This window comes from Bacteroides xylanisolvens (assembly GCF_018289135.1).
GTDB classification, from domain to species: domain Bacteria; phylum Bacteroidota; class Bacteroidia; order Bacteroidales; family Bacteroidaceae; genus Bacteroides; species Bacteroides xylanisolvens.
Genome location: NZ_CP072216.1, coordinates 4,187,513 through 4,209,600, shown reverse-complemented (window position 1 = coordinate 4,209,600; position 22,088 = coordinate 4,187,513). Strand labels below are relative to the sequence as shown.

Below are 22,088 nucleotides of genomic sequence, written 5' to 3'. Positions count from 1 at the left end.
TATATTGAGATTTTATAATTTATTAGTGTAAATTTTTTTAATAATACTATAAGATATGATGACCAGACAAAAGACAGTGTGGCTTGCACTATTACTAATTGGATTATATACTGATTTTTTGAATGCCAGTGAGATAATGAGATGGATGATTGCTTCTTCCGATAGTATTTGCTGGAAAGTGAATGGGGCGCATAATGACCACATTGAAATGAGTGGACTGAAAGTTTCAACGGTATTGCGCTATGGTGTTAATGAGGCAGGTGAATGGGTGATTGACCGGAATATGGTTTTACCTACTTTTCGTACTATCCCTAATGATACCCATGGTAGTTTACAACACCATTTTAATGGGGACTGGGCACATTTATGTCTTGTAAATGGCCAGCCGTTAGTAGGGGAAAAGGTGGAGACTGTATCGTTGAATGGAATTATGACTGTAAAGAGTATATATGCTGCTAGGGGGATTTCATTGACACGTACGCTTTTTCCTTCCACATCACAACCGGCCTTCTGTGAGAAATATGAGTTGGAGAATACGACAGATCACCCACAGACAGTTCAATTCCCATCGACCACTCTTTCTTATTCTACTGATGAGACAAAAGGAGTGGAGGGTAGCTATATATTAACGGCCACTCTTTCTTCTCCAGTAAAAAATGGTACTTATCTACTGAAAGCCGGAGAAAAAGCTTGGTTTCAGGTAGTCTATGCAGGATATAAGAAACATGATCAGGAGTTGGCGCTGGATGTTAATAATGAACTTTTGGCACGTCGGAGATTTTTGAGACGGATACAAGGTAACCTTGTGTTAGAAACTCCGAATGACGTAATCAATACCATGTTTTCTTTTGCCAAGATACGTGGTTCGGAAAGCATATTTGATACCAAAGGCGGATATATGCAAAGCCCTGGCGGAGAAGCTTATTATGCTGCTGTTTGGGCAAATGATCAGGCTGAATATATCAATCCATTTTTTCCATATTTAGGTTATCAAGCCGGAAATCGTTCGGCTATGGATTCATTCGGCTTGTTTATGCGCTATATGAATGATGAGTATAAACCTTTACCCTCGTCTATAATTGCAGAGGGGATTGATTGTTTTGGTGTTGCGGGTGATCGTGGTGATGTAGCAATGGTTGGCTATGGTGCAGCACGTTATGCTTTGGCATCCGGTAATCGTAATGAGGCTGAAAAATTGTGGCCGCTGATTGAATGGTGTCTGGAGTATTGTCATCGCCAACTGAACGTAGACGGGGTAGTAAAATCAGATTCAGATGAACTTGAAAATCGTTTTCCTGCCGGAAAAGCTAATCTATGTACATCTTCATTATATTATGATGCCTTGATTTCAGCTGCTTATCTGGGGAAAGCGTTGAAAAAAGAACATAAACAGATAAAGTCTTATCAGGATAGGGCTGCTGAACTTTATAAGAACATTGATGTATATTTTGCCCGTAATGTAGAGGGGTATGATACTTATCGCTATTATGATGGTAATACTGTACTACGTTCATGGATTTGCATTCCTTTGACTATGGGTATTTATGAGCAGGCGAAAGGTACTGTAGAGGCTCTATTCTCTGATAAACTATGGATGGAGAATGGGTTGTTAACTCAGTCGGGTACTTCTACTTATTGGGATCGTTCTACACTCTATGCTTTCCGGGGGGCTTACTCTTGTGGTGCTAGAGACATAGCTACTGAATATTTGGATAAATACTCTGCTACTCGTTTGTTGGGTGATCATGTTCCTTACGCAGTGGAAGCGTGGCCGGAGGGAAACCAAAGGCATTTGTCCACAGAAAGTGCTTTGTATTGTCGCATTATGACTGAGGGCTTGTTCGGCATCCGTCCCATAGCATTGGATGCTTTTGTGATGACACCGCAGTTGCCGGAAAGTTGGAACATGATGTCATTGAAACGTGTCTGTGCATTTGGTTCCATATTCGATATTGAGGTGAAGCGTGATAAAGATAACAAACTGTCGGTTTTGATAAAAAAGGATCATAAGATTGTAAAAAGAAGCAAGATAATGAACGGAAAACCGATCGAAGTGCGCATTTAAATAAGATAAAATAATCTGCCCTTTGGTTTAAGCCAATTTTGGTAACAAAATTGGCTTAAATATTATTTTTTAGTACGATTCTGGTTGATTTGTTATATCATTTGGTCTGGTTATTTCCTAATGATTGGCAGATACGCCCTATTTTTGTGTCGGATGTCATTAACAAATTAAATATATTATTTTTTATATGAGAAGTCTATTGATCGTATTTTATTGTCTAGTATCAGCTCTCACCATTAAGGCAAATGGACAGGATCGTTTGTGGAAGATACAGACAACTGATTATCACGGAACTTATTACGGGGCAACAGTAGCCAATGGAGGTATTGGTATCCTGCCGTGGAAAGAGCCGTTTTCTATTCGCCATGTCATGCTGAACCATGTTTTTGATTCTGCTACTCCTCAAGATGTGAGCCGTGTTTTACGAGGAATCAATCCATTCAATTTACAGATGCAAATTAATGGACAGACTGTAAATGGCGATAATATTTCGGGATGGGAACAGTGTATAGATATGAAAGAAGCTACTCATAATACGCATTTCATTTGTGATGGAAAAGCAGATGTGTCTTATAGTATCTGTGCTCTAAGAAATTTGCCTTATGCGGGACTAGTTCGTGTGGAGGTTACGGCACTGGGGGATATGTATTTGACAGTGTCAAATCCTATCGAGGTGCCTGATGAGTATAAAAACATAGGTTCGAAACTGGTCAATGTGAATGTTAATGGGAATGATATAAAAATAGTGCGTACTTGGGCTTTATCAAAACACCGTGAACAGAAAGTTTCGGCTTCTTCCGCATTTATTTATGATAAGAATTCTAACGTGCAGCAACAATATAATGGGAATGGGCAGATTTCTATTCCATTAAAGAAAGGAGAGAAATTCTTCTTTACTTTATTAGGTGCTGTTTGTACCGGGCGTGATTTTATAGATCCGTACAATGAGGCGGACCGTGAAGTTATTTATGGTGCGAAAGAGGGATTGGCGCGTCTGATGGATGGGCATCAGAAACTCTGGGACGAGATGTGGAAAGGTGATATTGTGATTGAGGGGGATGACGAAGCGCAGCGTGCTGTGCGTTTTGCACTTTATAATCTGTATTCCAATGCACGCAAAGGAAGTCGGTTGAGTATACCTCCTTTTGGGCTTTCTTCACAGGGATATAATGGACATATTTTCTGGGATACCGAATTTTGGATGTATCCGCCTATGCTCTTTATGAATCAGGGGATTGCACGAACAATGATGGACTATCGTACTGACAGGTTGGAAGCTGCTTGTCAGAAAGCATTAAGTTATGGATATGATGGAGCTATGTTTCCTTGGGAAAGTGATGATGCAGGAGAAGAGGCGTGCCCAACTTGGGCGTTGACTGGTCCTTTTGAGCATCATATCACTGCTGATATCGCTATTGCGGCTTGGAATTATTACTGTATGAGCGGAGATCAACGATGGTTGCGTGAAGAAGGGTTCCCTTTAATGGAGAAAGTGGCAGAATTTTGGGTAAGTCGTGTAGAAAAGAATGACGATGGTTCCTATTCGATTCGTAATGTTGTTTGTGCCGATGAATATGCAGAGGGTGATGATAATGCCTTTACGAACGGTACTGTTATTCGCGCATTACAGGATGCTACTAAGGCTGCTTTCATATGTGGGGTTAAAGCTCCGGTAATTTGGAAAGAAATAGCAGCAAAGCTACGTATCCCCAAATTTGAAAATGGAGTGACTATGGAGTATGATGGTTATAGTGGACAGGTTATCAAGCAGGCGGATGCTAATTTACTGGTCTATCCATTAAACCTGATTACCCGTCCGGAAGAAATTCGTAAAGATTTGGAGTATTATGAGGGGAAGATTGACAAAGGAGGTCCTGCAATGTCTTTCTCTGTATTGGCTTTGCAATATGCACGCCTTGGTGAGGGAGATAAGGCATATGAGCTGTTTGTGCAGAGCTTCCGTCCTAATCAGTTACCGCCGTTCGGTGTTCTTTCTGAGGGTGCAGGAGGTACTAATCCTTATTTCTCAACTGGTGCGGGGGGACTTTTGCAGACTGTAATCAATGGCTTTTGTGGTTTGGAAATTACAGATAACGGCATTAAACAATTGCCATCGAAATTGCCGGAACATTGGAGAAGGTTGGTAGTTAAAGGAGTCGGACCGGATGGTAAAACATATGTCCGGCTGCAGAAATGAGTTCAATTTTTTTGGTTGTGTAAATAAAAGTCAGAGGATGTATGCTTTGGGAGGGAAATTGAGACTGGAATTTCATTTATTGACCTGTTTTTAATATCCTAAGCTGGTAGAATTCCATATTTTTGTTGCGTATCACACAAGCTACAAGATGTTAGCTGTTGCTCAAGTTTGAAAATGAATTATTAATGTATTAACAGAACCAGTATTTATTTTATTACTGATTCATTTAATTGAATTTACATGAATTTAAAATGCTTATTTTGTGGAATACTTGTTGGGTTATATGTTGAGGCTATTGAAGCTGTCAATTATACTCCAGAAAAGATTTCAGCATCTATTTCCTTAAAAGTACCGGGAAATGAATCGGAAAAATACTCGCTGGATATGCGGCAGTTGAAGAATGACCGTTCATCTTATCTGTTGGAACCTTCAAAAGGTATTCCGATGGTAATAACTCAGAGAATGGAGGATATGAATGGTAAGTTACGCATCAATGTCAGTCTAACTGCATTAGAGGATGTTTATTTTAATTTTAGCGAGCAGTTGTCAACCGGTTTTAATCATGATGATTGCCAGTTCTATATGCCGGGGTTCTGGTATCGTCGCAATCTGCGATCTCCTAAGGAAGCACCTTCATTTCATACATCAGACAGCTGGTTGGTACGTGAGGATAGATTGAGTGCTCCTCTTACAGGTATTTATTCAGAAAAGGAAAAAAGCTTTGTGACAGTGAGTCGTATAGACAATTTTGCTAATGAGGTTTTGTCTACTCATCGAGAGGGAGAAATCATTCTTTCAGGTAAAACTTCAATAGGTTTTACTGGATTCGAAAATCAGAATGGAGTGGCAACACTTTCTTTCGGTTTTCCTTACCGTGAAGCACCTAAAAGCTATATTCGAAAATTAACATTGGCTCCGGCGGTAGAGGCTTTTCAGTCTCTGAAAAAAGGAGAAACAATGTTACTGACATGGGAGATTATGGAGAATAAAGCTGATGATTATTCTGATTTTATTCGGAATGCGTGGGAGTATAGCTATGACACTTATGCTCCGGCTCCGGTTGATACTCCTTATTCTATTGAGGATATGAAAGAAGTAATGAGCCGTTTCTTTGTCAATAGTCTGGTGACTGGTAATTCGTTGACTTTTAATTCGGGTATTCATTTGCGGACTGCTGATTGTCAGAGTAACGGCCAGGCAGAAGTAGGTTTTATCGGTCGTGTGCTTCTTAATGCATTCAATGCTTGGGAATATAGTTGGCAATGTGGCAGAGAGGATCTGAAAGAAAACAGTATGAAAGTATTCGATAGTTATTTGAAGAATGGCTTTACCCAAGCTGGTTTCTTTAAAGAATCGGTAAACTTTGATAGAGGGTATGAAGATCCTGTACATAGTATTCGTCGTCAATCAGAAGGAATTTATGCTATGCTTCATTTTCTTGCTTATGAAAAGGAGAATGGTCGTCGTCATCCTGAATGGGAGCAAAAGATGAAAAATATGCTTGATATACTTCTACAGTTGCAGCATGCGGATGGCAGTTTCCCCCGTAAATTCCACGATGATTTTACAGTAGTTGATGACAGTGGGGGAAGTACGCCTTCGGCCACTTTGCCTTTAATAATGGGATATAAATATTTTAAGGATAAACGTTATTTAGCCAGTGCTAAAAGGACAGCAGATTATCTGGAGAAAGTCTTGATATCTAAAGCTGACTATTTTTCATCTACTCTCGATGCCAATTGTGAAGATAAAGAGGCTTCTCTTTATGCTGCTACAGCAACTTACTATCTTTCGTTAATAACGAAAGGAGACGAGCATCGTCATTATGCCGACCTGACAAGAAAGGCTGCTTATTTTGCATTGTCATGGTATTATGTATGGGACGTTCCTTTTGCTCAAGGTCAGATGTTGGGTGATATCGGTCTGAAAACTCGTGGTTGGGGCAATGTCTCTGTAGAAAACAACCATATTGACGTGTTTGTTTTTGAATTTGCTTCGGTACTGCAATGGTTGTCAAAGGAATATGAGGAGCCACGTTTTGCCCATTTCGCAGAGGTGATCTCTACCTCCATGCGCCAATTGCTACCTCACGAAGGGCATCTATGTGGAATTGCTAAATCCGGTTTTTATCCGGAAGTCGTTCAACATACCAACTGGGACTATGGCAAAAATGGAAAAGGGTATTATAACGATATCTTCGCACCAGGATGGACAGTTGCATCTTTGTGGGAGTTATTGACTCCGGGACGTGCGGAACATTTCTTAAAATGACAGAAATAGGTCAGAAGATATCTCAATTATATTTTAATTTCATTTTGAACGATTTTTTTTAATTATTGGTTTATATGTTTTATTATATTTTATGTTGGTTGTCTACTTTTGCTCTCACTCAATATGAGATAAAGTATTTATTATGAGTTTTTTAAATTTAATATTATGGATTTGAAGAAAGCATTGTTTGTTTGCTTGTTGTTGTATTATGGAATAAGTGCTAACTCCGCTTTACCGGAACATTCTTCTATGTTTGGTAAGACTAATATGTCGGAGCAAGCGAAAGGTATTCGTATCAGTGGTACGATAACCGATAAGGACAAGAATCCTCTTCCTGGTGTGAATGTACGTGTACTGGAACAGACAGGGACTGGAGTGATTACGGATATGGACGGACACTTTTATTTGGATGTACCCGGAAAGAATTCCGTAATAGAGATTTCGTATATTGGTTTCAAAACTCAACAAATAAAAGTTGGAAGTAAGATTAACTTTGATGTAATTTTAGAAGAAGATATTGAAGCCTTGGATGAAGTTGTGGTTACTGGATATGGTAGTCAGAAGAAAATGTCGGTTATCGGTTCTATCGAGACATTACAGCCTAAGAAGTTACAGGTTGGTGCCACGCGCTCTTTGTCTAATAATCTGGCAGGACAGATTGCCGGTGTGATAGCGGTTCAACGTTCGGGAGAACCGGGTTACGATTCCTCGAATTTTTGGATTCGCGGTATTGCTTCTTTCTCTGGTGGACAATCTCCGTTAGTGTTGGTAGATGGTATTGAGCGCGACTTGAATAACATAGACCCTGCTGAAATTGAATCTTTCTCAGTATTGAAAGATGCATCGGCGAGTGCTATGTATGGTGTACGTGGTGCAAATGGTGTCATCGTTATCAATACGAAGCGTGGTAAAGTAGGAGCTCCTTCTGTCAATCTGCGTGTGGAACATTCTATTGCAGAGCCGACAAAACTTCCGGATTTTATTGGGGCAGCCGATCATATGACATTGATAAATGAAATAACAGAGAACAAGTCGCGTTTGCCTTTCAGCCAGGAGCAGATTGACAGAACGAGATATGGTTATGACAGAGATTTGTATCCGGATGTAAATTGGCTGGATGAAATAACAAAGGATTATGCTTATTCTACTCGTGCGAATCTGACCGTATCAGGTGGTTCTGATTTTCTGCGTTATTCGTTGGTTGGTTCTTATTTCGGTGAGAAGGGAATTATGGAGACGGATAAATCATTGCCTTATGATACGGGAACGAAACTAACTCGTTATAATATGCGTGCGAATGTTGACTTGGATGTGACTAAGACAACAGTGCTGCGTTTAAATGTCGGTGGGTTCCTTCAAACACACCGCAGACAGGCATTTAGTACGGACGATGCTTTTGATAGAGCGTTTATAACTTCCCCTTTTGTGTATCCTGCCCGCTATTCAGATGGGACTATTCCAATTATGGCTATTAATGATGTGAACCCTTGGGCAGCGGTGACACAGCGAGGTTACGACGTAGTTACAGCTTCACAGATTCAGTCACTCTTTGCTATTGAACAGAATCTGAAGATGATCACGCCGGGATTAAAAGCGAAAGTAACCTTTTCTTTCGACCGTTGGAATCAGAGTTCGATTACAAGGGGAAAGGATGCTACTTATCATAGTATTGCTACCGGACGTGACATTGAAGGTAATCTGATTCATTCGGTACTTAAATATGGAGATGAGTCTTTGGGACATGGAAATAAGGGGGAATATGGAAATTCGAGGGTGTATTTTGAAGGAACATTAACGTATGCTCGCACTTTCGGAAAGCATGACGTAGATGCATTGTTTCTGTATAATCAGCAAAGTTATGATAATGGTAGTGTACAACCTTATAGAAAACAAGGTATTGCGGGTAGATTATCTTATACTTTCGATAGCCGTTATGTGACGGAGTTCAACTTTGGATATAATGGTTCAGAGAATTTTGCTAAAGGTAAACGTTTCGGCTTTTTCCCTTCTGTGGCAGTCGGATGGTTATTGTCTGAAGAACCTTTCATGGATCGTTTCAGAAATACATTGAGTAAATTGAAATTAAGAGGTTCTATAGGAAAAGTAGGTAATGATGATATCGGAGGACGCCGTTTTGCCTATATAACAACATTGAATACCAATGCAGATAAGTATAACTGGGGTGATACAGGACAGATTGGTCGTACCGGTATTTCAGAAGGAGAAGTTGGAGTTGAAAATCTTACCTGGGAAACAGCTCTGAAAATGAACCTTGGTTTTGAGCTGGGATTATGGAATGAATTGGAATTACAGGTAGATGTTTTCAAAGAAAAACGTACCAATATCTTTATGCAGCGTAAGATTATTCCTTCACAGACAGGATTCTTGACTAATCCTTGGGCTAATTTTGGTGAAGTGACTAACCGCGGTGTAGAATTCTCCTTAAACTATAATAAACAAATTAATAAAGATTGGTTTGTAGGTTTCCGTTCTAATTTCACGTATGCTATCAACAGGGTGGACGAATACGATGAACCAGAAACTGTGAAAGGTACATACAGAGGATTGACAGGTCGTTCATTAAATACTTTGTATGGATTGCAGGCAGAAAGATTGTTTACAGAAGATGATTTCGATGCGAATGGTAATTTGAAATTCGGTATACCGACACAGGACGTTGGAGCTTCAAAAGTACGTCCCGGTGATATCAAATATATAGATATGAATGGTGATGGCATTATCACTGATGCGGATGAAGGATACATTGGTGGAACGGTAGACCCGCGTATTGTTTATGGTTTCGGAGGTAATGTAAGCTACAAAAACTGGGATTTGAATTTCTTCTTCCAGGGAACAGGTGATACTTATCGTGTGATTGGTGGAACTACGTATTTCATTCCGGGTAGCGGACAAACATTACAAGGGAATATTTACTCTAATTATAACGACAGATGGACAGAAGAGAACCCTGCTCAAGATGTCTTCTGGCCGAGACTGACGGAGGAGCCTAATAGACAGAATTACCGGAATTCCACATGGTGGAAAAAGAATATGCGTTTTATGCGTTTGAAAACGTTGGAACTTGGATATACTTTACCGCAATCTGTAACTGATAAGATACATTCCAAAGCTATTCGTTTTTACGTGAGTGGTAATAACTTATTTTGTTTCTCTCCTTTCAAACTGTGGGATCCGGAATTAAATACGAACACCGGTCTGCGTTATCCGGCTATGCGTTCTGTAATGTTTGGAGTTGACCTGAATTTCTAATTAAAAAAATGACGATAATGAAACTTAAGAAATATATAGTTGCCGGTTTAATAGGCATTGTATCGTTGGGTTCCTGTACGTATCTTGATAAAGAACCGGATACGGAAATTGACATAGACATGGTCTTTGAGAATAAGACAAAAGTAGAATCATGGCTGGCCAATGTATACAGCCGTATCCCTAATCCGGGTAATGACTGGCTAAATACGTATGGTTGGGAAGTGTTTGCAGATGACTTGACTGCTTCTGCACGCTGGCAGCAATGGGACTGGCCCAATATCACCAAGATTTTTGGTGGATGGACACCGAATACACAATGGGCAGGAAATTTCTGGGATGGTCTTCCGAGAAAAATACGTCAGGCTTATATTTTTATAGAACGTGTACACGCATTACCTGATTCCGACCTTCCTCAGAGAGAAGTGGATTATATGAAAGCGGAAGCACGTTTTCTTGCAGCTTATTATTGGTGGCAATTATTGGAAGCATATGGGCCTATTCCATTCAGACCGAATTATATTGCCCCGACTGACTTTACTCTTTCAGATTTGATGGTGGGACAAAGGCCATTTGATGAAGTTGTCAGTCATTTGGATAATGAAATGTTGGAAGCATCTAAACAATTACCTGCTGTATGGCAGAGTGTGGAGAAATATGGGCGAATAACTTCAGTCATGTGTCTGACTGTTCGTGCGAAGATGTTATTATTTGCTGCAAGCCCGTTAGTAAACGGAAATGAGTGGTATATCGGGCATAAGAATAAAGAAGGTGAGGAATTGTTTAACTCTACTTATAGCCAAGAGAAATGGGTGAAAGCGGCAGAGGCTTGCAAACAATTACTTGATGTGGCAGAGCAAGCTGGTTATCGTTTGTATGTAGAATATAATGATGAGGGAGAAATTGATCCGTTCACTTCACTTGAGAATCTTTGGTTTACAAAATTTCAGGATGGAAACAAGGAAATATTGTTCCCATATACAAAAGAAGATGCTTATCAAAGTTATCAGTTCTACACAAACAAGGCGGTTACTAAAGAATATGGTGGCGGAAATGGTTTGGGCGTATATCAAGGATTGGTGGATGCTTTCTTTATGAAGAACGGACTTCCGAAAGACGATGACAATTCAGAATATGTAGAAGAAGGTTTCTCGACAAAAGTAGAAGCTAGGTCTACCAATTGGACTGGCGGAACAGGGCAAAAGGGAGAAATAACTGCCGAAGGTACATATAATATGTATTGTAACCGAGAGCCACGTTTCTATACGGCAGTGAGCTATAATGGTTCGTGGTATGCTTTGGCAGGGCGTAAATTTGAATTTTTTAAGAATCAGAGAGATAATGACTATACACACGATGCCCCCCAAAATGGTTATTTGGTTCGTAAAAAAGTATATCCGCAAGATAGTCCGAAGAATGGTAGTTATAAATGGCGGCAAATGTTCTTGTATCGTTTGGCAGCTTCCTATTTGGATTATGCCGAGGCCGTTAATGAGGCCTACGATAATAGAGCATCTCGTGAGGATGCATTGAAATATGTGAATAAAGTCCGTGAACGTGCGGGTGTACGTCAATATACGCTGAATACTGTAGCACTGGATGATCCCAAATACATCCATGTTGATGATAATCAATTAGCTGTGCGTGCGATCGTTCGTATGGAACGTCGTGTTGAACTTTGTTGTGAAGGATCACGCTGGTCGGATATTCGCCGTTGGAAAATTGTAGAACAACTTCCGGAGATGTGTGGAGATGATTATGGTATGAACTTTGCAGGAATAAATAGTCAGGAATTTTACAAGAGAACCGTTTTTCAGACCCGTGTTTGGAAAAAGGCGATGTATTGGCTGCCGGTATATATAGATGAGATGAATAAGAACACGAACTTGGTCCAGGCGCCTTTCTGGAATTAATAAAATGAAAAGCATAATTATGAATAAGATAATGAAACTAATATGCTTGCTCTTTCTTATGTCGATAGCAGCGAGCTGTAATAAAGATCCGGAGTATTACGCGCTTGAAACTCCTGTAGATCAGATGCTTTTGAAGGCTTCTTCTACTGAAATTACTTTGGAGAAAGAGAAGGAGAATGAAGTTGCTGTTTTATTTACATGGGATGCTGCGGCTCAACGTGGGGGAGCTGATGCTACTATCACCTATTTTTTCAGAATGTATATGGCAGATTTACATTCTAATGTGACAGATTTGTATGAGATTGAATCGGAGGAACGTTCCATTAGTTTTACGCATAAGGAGTTGAATGATATACTGGCTTCCTGGAGTGTACTTCCTGGAGATAAGGTGACTATTGAAGCAGAGGTTATAGGACAGGTCAATTCATCTGTAGAATACTTGAAACCGGAGTTGTCGAAGACGCAATTGGATGTGATCGGATATGATAAGAATGCTACTGCGATATATATGGTGATGGTGGATGATGCTGGAGAGAAAACTGTTCGCCGAATGACCGAGAAGGTTGTGGGTTCAGGAGTATATCAGTCGACAGCAGAATTGAAGCCATGTGAGTACTTCTTTGCACTTAGTCCGGATTCTGATTATCCATGCTACATGAAAGCTGAGAATGGAGATAATTCTTTGCAATATGTGGCAGAAGCAGGGAATGGTGAGATGTTTGAAAACACAAAGAGCGGTACCTATACAATAGTTGTGGACTTAAATCGTTTGGATGTGAATATCGTTAGTATTTACCCTTTACCGCAAGATGGGATTTGGATTGTTGGCGATGCCAGTACCATCGGATGGGATTGGGGTAAAATGAAAAAGGAAGGTGCATTTGTGAATAATGATCCACGCCATCCAGAACGTTGGACGTATACAGGTAACTTTTATGGCGGTAAAGAGTTTAAGTTGGCGTTGGAGCCGAATGGAGCAGATTTTGCAGGAAAATTCTTTTTTGCTCCTTCACAAGGAGCAAATCCGGGCGTAGAACATGAACTCGGAGAAGCAAGGTATCAGGATAATGGCGGTGACTTGAAATGGATTGTTGCTGATGATGGTAAATACATTTTGACAGTAGACCTTAATGAGATGAAGATATATTTGGAGCCGACTGAATAATCTCCATAAGAAGTAAATTAAAATATGAAAATCATGAAAAAACTGTTTATAATACTATATCTGCTTACTAATATATTTGTATTGGGAGCATGTGGAGATGTGGAAAGTGAGGGTGACCCACAACCACGTGTACCGAGAGTAGAAGTGGAATCTGATGATTATTATGTACAGATTACACAGGAGAATATGGATGGGGTTGCTTTTGTCTACCGTTGGCTGGATATAGAAACAGCATCGAAGTATGTTATGACTTTAGGACTGCAGGTAGATGGAGAAATAACTGAAACAATGGGTGTGGAAGATAAAAGCATACTTACTTATAACGGAGTACGCGAACAGCTTTTTACCAATCAACAGATAATGGAATATATGAAAGCTTTTGGAGTGGACGAAAAAGAAGCTCAGTTTAGCATTACATTGGAAGCGTTTCAGTCGGATGGTATGCCAATTACTTCAGAAATGGACAAAGAATCAAAGACTTCCATAATCCATATTGTATTGGGACCTGGTGTTGAATTGAATTCGAGTATGGAATAGATTAGTAAAATTAATAAAAAACTGAGAACTTATGTTATACTTACAACATACGATTACGCTTGGAATACTCTCCCTGCTTACATGGGGGTGTGGTAACAGCGATAAACAAAAAGGTGAAGCAGAACAAGCTCCATTGGCAGACAAAGTGTGGTATTCAAATCCTGTCATCGATTCCGATAATCCGGATCCGACAGTGATAAAAGCGGAAGACGGATATTTCTATTTGTATGCTACCGGAGGAAATACATGGATACACAAATCCAAAGACTTGGTTCACTGGACTTATGTGGGCGGTGCTTACGAGGATGATAAGAAACCGTCATGGGAACCGGAAGCAGGTATTTGGGCACCGGATATCAATTATATCAATGGAAAATATGTGATGTATTACTCCTTGTCCAAGTGGGGAGGTGGAGCAACTTGTGGTATTGGTGTTTCTGTTTCGGACAAGCCGGAAGGACCGTTTACTGATCAAGGCAAATTATTCCGTAGCAATGAGATCGATGTTCATAATAGTATCGACCCTTTCTATATTGAAGATGATGGTAAAAAATATCTTTTCTGGGGAAGCTGGTATGGTATTTGGGGTGTTGAATTGACTGAAGACGGTCTTGGACTGAAAGGAGGTATTGAAAATGCAAAAGCGACAAAAATACAGGTCGCTGCCAATACTGGAGGTACCAATGCTTATGAAGGATCATATATCTTGAAAAGAGGTAAATACTATTATTTGTTCTGCTCTACAGGCACTTGCTGTGACGGTGCAAATAGTACATACCAGACAGTTGTGTGTCGTTCCACCGAGCTTTTTGGTCCTTATTTGAATAAATCAGGTGACAACATGAATGATAATAAACATGAGGTACTGATACACAGAAATGATGCGTTTCTAGGGACAGGGCACAATGCTGAAATAGTGCAGGATGATGAAGGTAAAGATTGGATTATCTATCATGCTTACCGGACTGCCGATCCATCTTTAGGGCGTGTAGTATTGCTTGATAGAGTTTATTGGGATGACGATGATTGGCCGTATCTCGTAGGGGACGGACCGGTTGTGAAGGCGGAAGCTCCGACTTTCAAGAAGAGTAAGTAGTTGACATAGGGTGGTTGTAGCTATGATAACTGCAACGACCCTATTTTATTCTCGAATTATAAATTTATTGCTTTTAAATGTTATCATGAAAAGAGGATTATTGCTTTTACTCTGTGTCATGCAGAGTTTTATATTTGTATTGCATGCGCAAAACACACAGCGAAATATTGCTTATACAGATGATAATGTAAGATTTACAGTCATTTCTGATGGAGCAATCCGTCTGGAATATGCACCGGATGGGAAATTCGTAGACGATAGATCTCACATCGTTGTGAATCGTAACTATCCCCAGGTAGATTACAAGCTAAAAACAAGAGGGGGATGGGTTGAAATAACGACTTCCAAAATGAAGATGCGTTATAAGAAAAACAGTGGACAGTTTACAGATAAGAACTTGGTTATCACTGCCTCTAAAGAAATATTACCTTTTACTTGGAAACCCGGTATGCAACAGAAGGGCAACTTGAAAGGAACCTATCGTACATTGGATGGTATGGATGGTGATACACAGACACAAACATGGGTGGCTGATACAAAGAAAGGTGATAAACTGAAACTGGAAGATGGTCTGTTGGCTACTGACGGTTGGACTCTGATTGATGATTCTCAGGGACTTTTGTTTGATGATAATAAAGATTGGGATTGGGTGAAAGAGCGTCCGGCTAATGGCGGACAGGATTGGTATTTCATCGCATATGGACATGACTATAAAGCTGCCTTGAAAGATTATACCCTCTTTGCGGGAAAAGTACCATTACCTCCCCGGTATGCATTTGGTTATTGGTGGTCACGCTATTGGTTATATTCTGACAGGGAGTTCCGTAATCTGATTGATAATTTCCATACTTATCAGATTCCTTTGGATGTATTGGTGGTAGATATGGACTGGCATTATACAGAACAAGGAAAAGGTGGTTGGACCGGTTGGACATGGAATCGTGATTTATTCCCGAACCCAAAGGAGTTTTTGGGATACTTGAAACAGAATGATGTGAAAATCACCCTTAACTTACATCCGGCGGATGGAGTAGCTTCTTATGAAGAAAAATATCCTGGATTAGCAAAAGATATGGGAGTCGATCCTCAGTCCAAACAGACTATTCCATGGATAAATTCAGATAAGAAGTTTATTAAAAATATGTTTAAGAATGTATTGACGCCAATGGAGAAAGATGGTGTTGATTTTTGGTGGCTGGACTGGCAACAAGGGATATATGATCCGAAGGTGAAGAATTTGAGCAACACTTGGTGGATTAATTATGCTTTCTTTAGTAATATGGAAAAGAACAGGGACACACGTCCGATACTATATCACCGTTGGGGAGGTTTGGGTAATCATCGCTATCAGGTGGGTTTCTCCGGTGATGCAGTTGTTTCATGGAAATCATTAGATTTTCAGCCTTACTTCAACTCGACAGCTTCCAATGTATTATATGGTTATTGGAGTCATGACCTGGGAGGACATATCGGTGAAAGTATAGATCCGGAAATGTACACTCGTTGGTTGCAATTCGGAGCCTTAAGCCCGATTATGCGTACACATTCTCAAAAAAGTGCCGGTTTGAATAAGGAACCATGGGTATTCAACAAAGAATATTGTGATGTTCTTCGTAAGACAATCCAGCAACGTTATGAGATGGCGCCTTATATTTATACAATGGCTCGTAAAGGTTATGATGAAGGATTAGCACTTTGCCGTCCGATGTATTATGATTATCCGGATAATAAGGAAGCATATGAATTCCGTAATGAATATATGTTTGGAGATGATATTCTGGTTGCTCCTGCCACAGCTCCTGCAAAAGATGGTTATGTACAAGTGCGTGTGTGGCTGCCCGAAGGTGAATGGTATGAGTTGCATACAGGCACCTTACTGAAAGGAGGACAAATAGTGGAACGTCCTTTTGCTATTGATGAATATCCGATTTATGTAAAAGCGGGAGCGGTATTACCGATGTATACAAGAAAGGTGATGAACCTGAACGGTAATGATGAGGAGGTTGTTGTTACCGTATTCCCTGGTGGAAATGGAATTTCGTCCTTTAATTTCTATGAAGATAATGGAAACGATAAGAACTATGCTTCGGAATATGCTGTGACTAAATTAACATCTTCCAGCCAAGGGCAGGAACGAACGATTGTTATCGGTAAACGTGATGGTCAATATAAAGATATGCCTGAATCTCGTTCATTCAAAGTGAAAGTGCTCTCATCACTTGTTCCTCAGTCTGTCACTGTAAATGGTCAACCTGCCAAATATGAATATTTGGGTGAAGAGTTTGCTCTTTCGGTTGATTTGTCTGTTTTGTCGTGTGATCAGGAAAAGGTTATTAAAATAGTTTATCCTACGGAAACAGCTGATATGAACGGCTTGTTGGGAGTATCTAGACGAATTGCTAAATCTATGGAGCAGTTAAAATACCGTGATTCATATATTTGCTTCAAGGAAGAATTTGGTAAAATGGGAAGTCTGAGTGAAGCGGTAATCTATGCACCGGAGAAGATCTCTTCTTTAGTTTCCGATTTCTGGAAAAGTTATACTGACCTCCCGGAGGTTTTGAAGCGTCAAGGTTTGAATGACGAAAATAAAGCTTGGTTTTTGCAATCTATTTGCTGGAGCAAGCAATAGTATGAGAAATGTAATAGTGGGGTGATAAAAGCATCCCACTATTTTTTTTATAAGTAATGAAGGGCAAGCCAGATACTGTAGTTGATATTTTCTGATGTTGCTCCGTTTTAGAAAATGTTTGTATTTTTATGACCATTTATATAACTATGCTATATGTAACATCACTTTCGGGGGGGGAGATATAGGCTGGATGATAATAGAGGAAAGCACACAACATAATAAAATAGTAAAAGTGCTCCAAAACATACTTGAGATAGTCGTTTTATAGGTTCTTGACCTGTTTTTGTCATTTATTGAACCGTTATTTTTATTCTATTAATAGGATAGCGTTTTATTTTGCATTTCGTTAATAGTGCGCATTGGAATAATGTATAGTTATTTTTTTCTTTTGATTTTTATATTTATTGTTTAACGAATAATTAAATACAATGAAAAACCTTTTTAAAACAAAAAAAGGAGGGAAACAGGTTAGGTTTGTATTGTTTTCCTTGATTTGCCTGGGTGGATTGGGTAGTTGCATGGACAAAAATGTGGAAGTAAATCTTCCGTCTTATGTAGCTTCTGATCCTAATGTTGAAGTTGTTTTTACTGACTATTCTCCCTTAGAAGGTGCTGTGCGCACGAACATGTTTATCAATGGTAGTAATTTTGGGACTGATCCTTCACTGATACGAGTGGTTGTTGGTGGTAAGGAAGCGAAAGTTGTTAGCTCTTCCGGTACACAGATTTATTGTATTGTTCCTTCCCGTGCGGATGGAGGATTTGTGCAGGTGGATATATTGAATAAGGATAAAAGCTTGAATGCCACCTATACATTTGAACAAAAGTTTTCTTATCAGTATAATGTAGTTGTCGGCACGTTGTGCGGTGTAGTAGATAGTGAAGGTAATACTTCTATTACGGATGGTAATTTTGATAAAGCAGGAACTCAAACTCCTCTTGCCATGTACTATGACGAATCATCAGGCGAACGTTGCATTTATTTTTTCGAGAATGAACATAGTTTACGTAAAATCTATCTAGATAAAGATTCCATAGCTACTGTGATTACCAATGGTGCTGCTGGTTGGAGTAGTGCTCCGAGTGGGCTTGGCTGGAGTGTGGGCAGGGATACTATGTTTGTGAACTGTCCGCAGGGGAATGTAGAACGTGCAGGAGCTTATTATCTACTTCGTAAAGAAAATTTTAAAAATTCTTATCCGGCTTTAAATGGGGATGATTTCAATACATTATTCACACATCCTATAGATGGTACTATCTTTTTGTGCCGTGGTCGTGATGCTACGCTTCATAAAGCGGTTTGGAATGAGAAGACACAAATGTGGGATCCGAAGCAGATTGCCAAGATGGGACCAAGCGGCTGGTTTCAATGTGTTACTTTTCATCCAAGTGGAAACTTTGCTTATTTAATAGCACGTGACAAGCAATGTGTGATGAAAGCAGAATATAATTGGGCTGGTAAATATCTGGAAACTCCTATTACTTTTGCTGGAGAGTTCGGGTCATATGGTTACAAGGACGCATCCCAAAATTCAGCCCGTTTCGATAATCCAATGCAGGGGTGTTTTGTGTTGAACGAAGAATATGTGGCAGAGCAACGTTTAGATGTATATGATTTTTATCTTACTGATGCTGCCAATCATTGTATTCGTAAGATCACTCCTGATGGTATTGTTACAACGTTTGCTGGTCGCGGAAGTTATTCGACAGATCAAATAGTATCAGGATATATTGATGGTGATCCTCGTGAAACAGCACGTTTCAACTATCCTTTAGGACTTTGTTATGAAGAGTCTACAGGTACTTTCTATGTTGGTGACAACGGTAATCACCGTGTTCGTACCATTGCATTGCAGTAAATTGATGATTAATACACAATTCTTATTTTATGAAGAAATTTTTATTTATGATATTATTGCTGACAACAGGTTGCGTCATTGATATGTATGCCCAGAGTCAAACGATAGAGGTAACCGGTATGGTCAGAGATGCCGAAAAGATACCTTTGGCTGGAGTCAATATTTCGGTAAAGAATGTTGCAGGTTTGGGAGTTATCACTAATATTGATGGTGAGTATAAGATCAAAATAGCTCCTTACAGTACGCTGATCTTTTCTTATATAGGATTTGAAACACAAGAAGTCCTGATAAAGGATAATATGAGTAAGGTTGATGTCACATTGCGCGAATCTTCTGCGAGTGTGATCGATGAAGTGGTTATCACTGGTACAGGTGCTCAAAAGAAGATAACAATGACAGGTGCAGTCTCTACGGTAGATGTGGATGTGCTGAAGTCATCTCCTACTTCAAGTCTGGTAAATGCATTGGCAGGAAATGTTCCTGGTGTGTTAGCGAGGCAGACTTCCGGTAGACCGGGAGCCAATATGTCGGAATTCTGGATTCGTGGTATTTCTACTTTTGGGGCAGGCTCCGGAGCATTGGTTTTGGTAGATGGATTTGAACGTAGCCTGAATGAAGTCAATGTGGAAGATATTGAGTCGTTCTCCGTATTGAAGGATGCTTCGGCTACAGCAATTTATGGTAGTCGTGGTGCGAATGGCGTAGTGTTGATTACTACTAAGAGAGGTAAGGCTGGTAAAATTAATATCAATGCGAAAGTGGAAACTTCTTATAATACACGTACCATGACTCCTGACTTTGTAGATGGTTATACTTACGCTACCATGCTGAACGAATCACGTACAACTCGTTCTCAACAGCCAATGTATTCCCAAGATGAGTTGAGACTGATTCAGACAGGACTGGATCCAGATTTGTATCCGAATGTGGACTGGATGGATGTATTGTTAAGAGACGGTGCAATGACTTATCGTGCTAATCTTGATATAAGTGGCGGTGGTTCTGTGGCACGCTACTTTGTGTCAGCAAGCTATGTTAGCGAGGGGGGGATGTATAAGACAGACGGCAAGTTGAAAGATTATAATACAAATGCCAATTATCAGCGTTGGAACTATCGTATGAATGTAGATTTTGATGTTACAAAGACCACCATGGTGACGGTGGGTGTTTCAGGCTGGCTTTCTACTCAAAATGATCCGGGACTTGGTTCTGATGCATTGTGGAAGTCTGTAATGGGACAGACACCTATTAATATGCCAGTGATTTTTTCGAACGGAAGAATTCCGGCCGCTGGAACAAGTGAGCGTACTAATCCATGGGTAATTGCTACACAAACTGGTTATTATGAGGAGTGGCAGAACGTAATTCAAACGAATGCAACTTTGGACCAGAAATTGGATTTTATAACGAAAGGTTTGAAGTTTACCGGACGTTTTGGATTTGATACTTATAACAATAACTATCGTAATCATAAGCAGTGGCCTGAACAATGGCAAGCCGAACGTCAGCGAGATTCTAACGGTGAAATCGTTTTCAAAAAAGTGGCAGAGAAACAGTTGATGTTTCATGAGTCTTCTGCTTCAGGTAACCGCAGGCAGTTTTTGGAGGCTATTCTGCAATATGATCGTAGATTCGGCGATCATTCGGTGGGCGGTACGTTGAAATATACTCAGGATGAATATGTCAACACACAAAGTACAGCCGGCTATGATTGGCTACCTAATAGGCACATGGGACTTGCTGGCCGTGTTACCTATGGATGGAAATATCGCTATATGGTTGATTTCAACTTTGGTTACAATGGTTCAGAAAATTTTGCCCCAGGTAACCAATTTGGTTTCTTTCCTGCATATTCAGTAGCATGGAATATTGCGGAAGAACCTATTATTAAGAAGAATCTGAAATGGATGAATATGTTTAAGCTTCGTTATTCTTATGGTAAGGTAGGTAGTGACAATATTGGAACTCGTTTCCCTTATCTGGAGCTTTTTGAAAGTAGAAATCCTTATAATTGGGGAGATTACAATACTCCTAATGTGGATAATGGACAGATTTATAAGCAGATATCTTCTTCTGGTGTGACATGGGAGATTGCTACTAAGCATGATATAGGTGTTGACTTCTCTCTATGGGATGACAGGTTTACTGGTACTGTAGATTACTTTCATGAAACACGTGATGGAATCTTTATGCAGCGTCAAAGTTTACCAGGAACTTTAGGTCTGAGTTATCTTACCCCTAGTGCGAATGTAGGTAAGGTACGTTCTACCGGTTTTGATGGAAATGTTGCTTTCAAACAGGATATCGGCAATGTCAGTCTGACTGTACGCGGTAATTTCACTTATAGTAATAATAAGATTCTAGCTGCTGACGAGGCAAATAGTGCATATCCTTATATACGTGATACTGGGTATCGCGTCAATCAGGCGAAAGGTTTGATAGCTCTTGGCTTATTTAAGGATTATGATGATATACGTAACAGCCCTCAGCAAACAGAATGGGGAACAGTAATGCCTGGTGATATTAAGTATAAAGATGTGAACAGTGATGGCGTGATTAATGATAGTGATAGGGTGCCTATTGGTTCTACAACCCGTCCGAATTTGATTTATGGTTTTGGTATGTCTGCTACATGGAAAGGGTTTGATGTGAATCTGCATTTCCAGGGTGCTGGTAAATCCTCTTTCTTTATTGATGGGTTCGGAGTCAGGCCGTTTAGTGGTGGTGATTGGGGTAACATTCTTACGGATGTAGTAGGAAACTACTGGAGTCTTGGCACGAATGAGAATCCTGATGCCAAATATCCTCGTTTGACTTGGCAGAATAACAGTAACAATAACCGTGAATCGACATATTGGTTGCGTGATGGTTCATATTTACGTCTGAAAACGGTAGAGGTGGGTTATACACTTCCAAAGAACATCAGCCGTGCCATCTTGATGAATAATGTACGCATCTTCTTTATCGGGACAAATCTGTTAACATTCTCTAAGTTCAAATTATGGGATCCTGAAATGGGGAGCTCTAACGGGCAGCAGTATCCATTGTCTAAAATACTCACTTTAGGTTTAACTGTTAATATATAA

The 22,088-nt window shown here is 39.9% G+C and carries 11 protein-coding genes; all 11 read left to right on the top strand.

Going from position 1 to position 22,088, the window contains the following annotated elements; genetic code table 11:
• Nucleotides 1–55: 55 nt before the first annotated feature.
• The 11 genes from INE92_RS17835 (at nucleotide 56) to INE92_RS17785 (ending at nucleotide 22,088) form a co-directional block, all read left to right on the top strand.
• Nucleotides 56–2,065, top strand: coding sequence for a hypothetical protein (locus INE92_RS17835; RefSeq protein ID WP_211421207.1), 2,010 nt, complete (start codon nucleotides 56–58; stop codon nucleotides 2,063–2,065).
• Nucleotides 2,066–2,252: 187 nt separating this feature from the next.
• Nucleotides 2,253–4,262, top strand: a complete 2,010-nt coding sequence (locus INE92_RS17830) for a glycosyl hydrolase family 95 catalytic domain-containing protein (protein ID WP_008770549.1) — start codon at nucleotides 2,253–2,255, stop codon at nucleotides 4,260–4,262.
• Between the two features lie 240 nt (nucleotides 4,263–4,502).
• Entirely contained in the window at nucleotides 4,503–6,533 is a 2,031-nt protein-coding gene (locus tag INE92_RS17825) for a glycoside hydrolase family protein (RefSeq protein ID WP_004317113.1), read from the top strand.
• Nucleotides 6,534–6,698: 165 nt separating this feature from the next.
• Entirely contained in the window at nucleotides 6,699–9,803 is a 3,105-nt protein-coding gene (locus tag INE92_RS17820) for a SusC/RagA family TonB-linked outer membrane protein (RefSeq protein ID WP_004317114.1), read from the top strand.
• Nucleotides 9,804–9,820: 17 nt separating this feature from the next.
• The gene (locus tag INE92_RS17815; protein ID WP_004317116.1) at nucleotides 9,821–11,713 is read left to right on the top strand and encodes a RagB/SusD family nutrient uptake outer membrane protein; all 1,893 of its coding nucleotides are present in this window, start codon (nucleotides 9,821–9,823) and stop codon (nucleotides 11,711–11,713) included.
• A gap of 19 nt (nucleotides 11,714–11,732) precedes the next feature.
• On the top strand, nucleotides 11,733–12,878 hold the full coding sequence (locus INE92_RS17810; protein ID WP_004317118.1) for a SusE domain-containing protein: 1,146 nt from the start codon (nucleotides 11,733–11,735) through the stop codon (nucleotides 12,876–12,878).
• A 24-nt stretch (nucleotides 12,879–12,902) separates the two neighbouring features.
• Nucleotides 12,903–13,415 carry a hypothetical protein gene (locus INE92_RS17805; protein WP_004317120.1) on the top strand — a complete coding sequence of 171 codons (513 nt, stop codon included), beginning with the start codon at nucleotides 12,903–12,905 and terminating at the stop codon, nucleotides 13,413–13,415.
• Between the two features lie 31 nt (nucleotides 13,416–13,446).
• On the top strand, nucleotides 13,447–14,511 hold the full coding sequence (locus INE92_RS17800) for a family 43 glycosylhydrolase (protein WP_004317122.1): 1,065 nt from the start codon (nucleotides 13,447–13,449) through the stop codon (nucleotides 14,509–14,511).
• 85 nt (nucleotides 14,512–14,596) lie between these two features.
• On the top strand, nucleotides 14,597–17,143 hold the full coding sequence (locus INE92_RS17795) for a glycoside hydrolase family 31 protein (protein WP_004317125.1): 2,547 nt from the start codon (nucleotides 14,597–14,599) through the stop codon (nucleotides 17,141–17,143).
• Between the two features lie 428 nt (nucleotides 17,144–17,571).
• On the top strand, nucleotides 17,572–19,002 hold the full coding sequence (locus tag INE92_RS17790; protein ID WP_004317127.1) for an IPT/TIG domain-containing protein: 1,431 nt from the start codon (nucleotides 17,572–17,574) through the stop codon (nucleotides 19,000–19,002).
• 29 nt (nucleotides 19,003–19,031) lie between these two features.
• Nucleotides 19,032–22,088, top strand: a complete 3,057-nt coding sequence (locus INE92_RS17785) for a SusC/RagA family TonB-linked outer membrane protein (protein ID WP_008770554.1) — start codon at nucleotides 19,032–19,034, stop codon at nucleotides 22,086–22,088.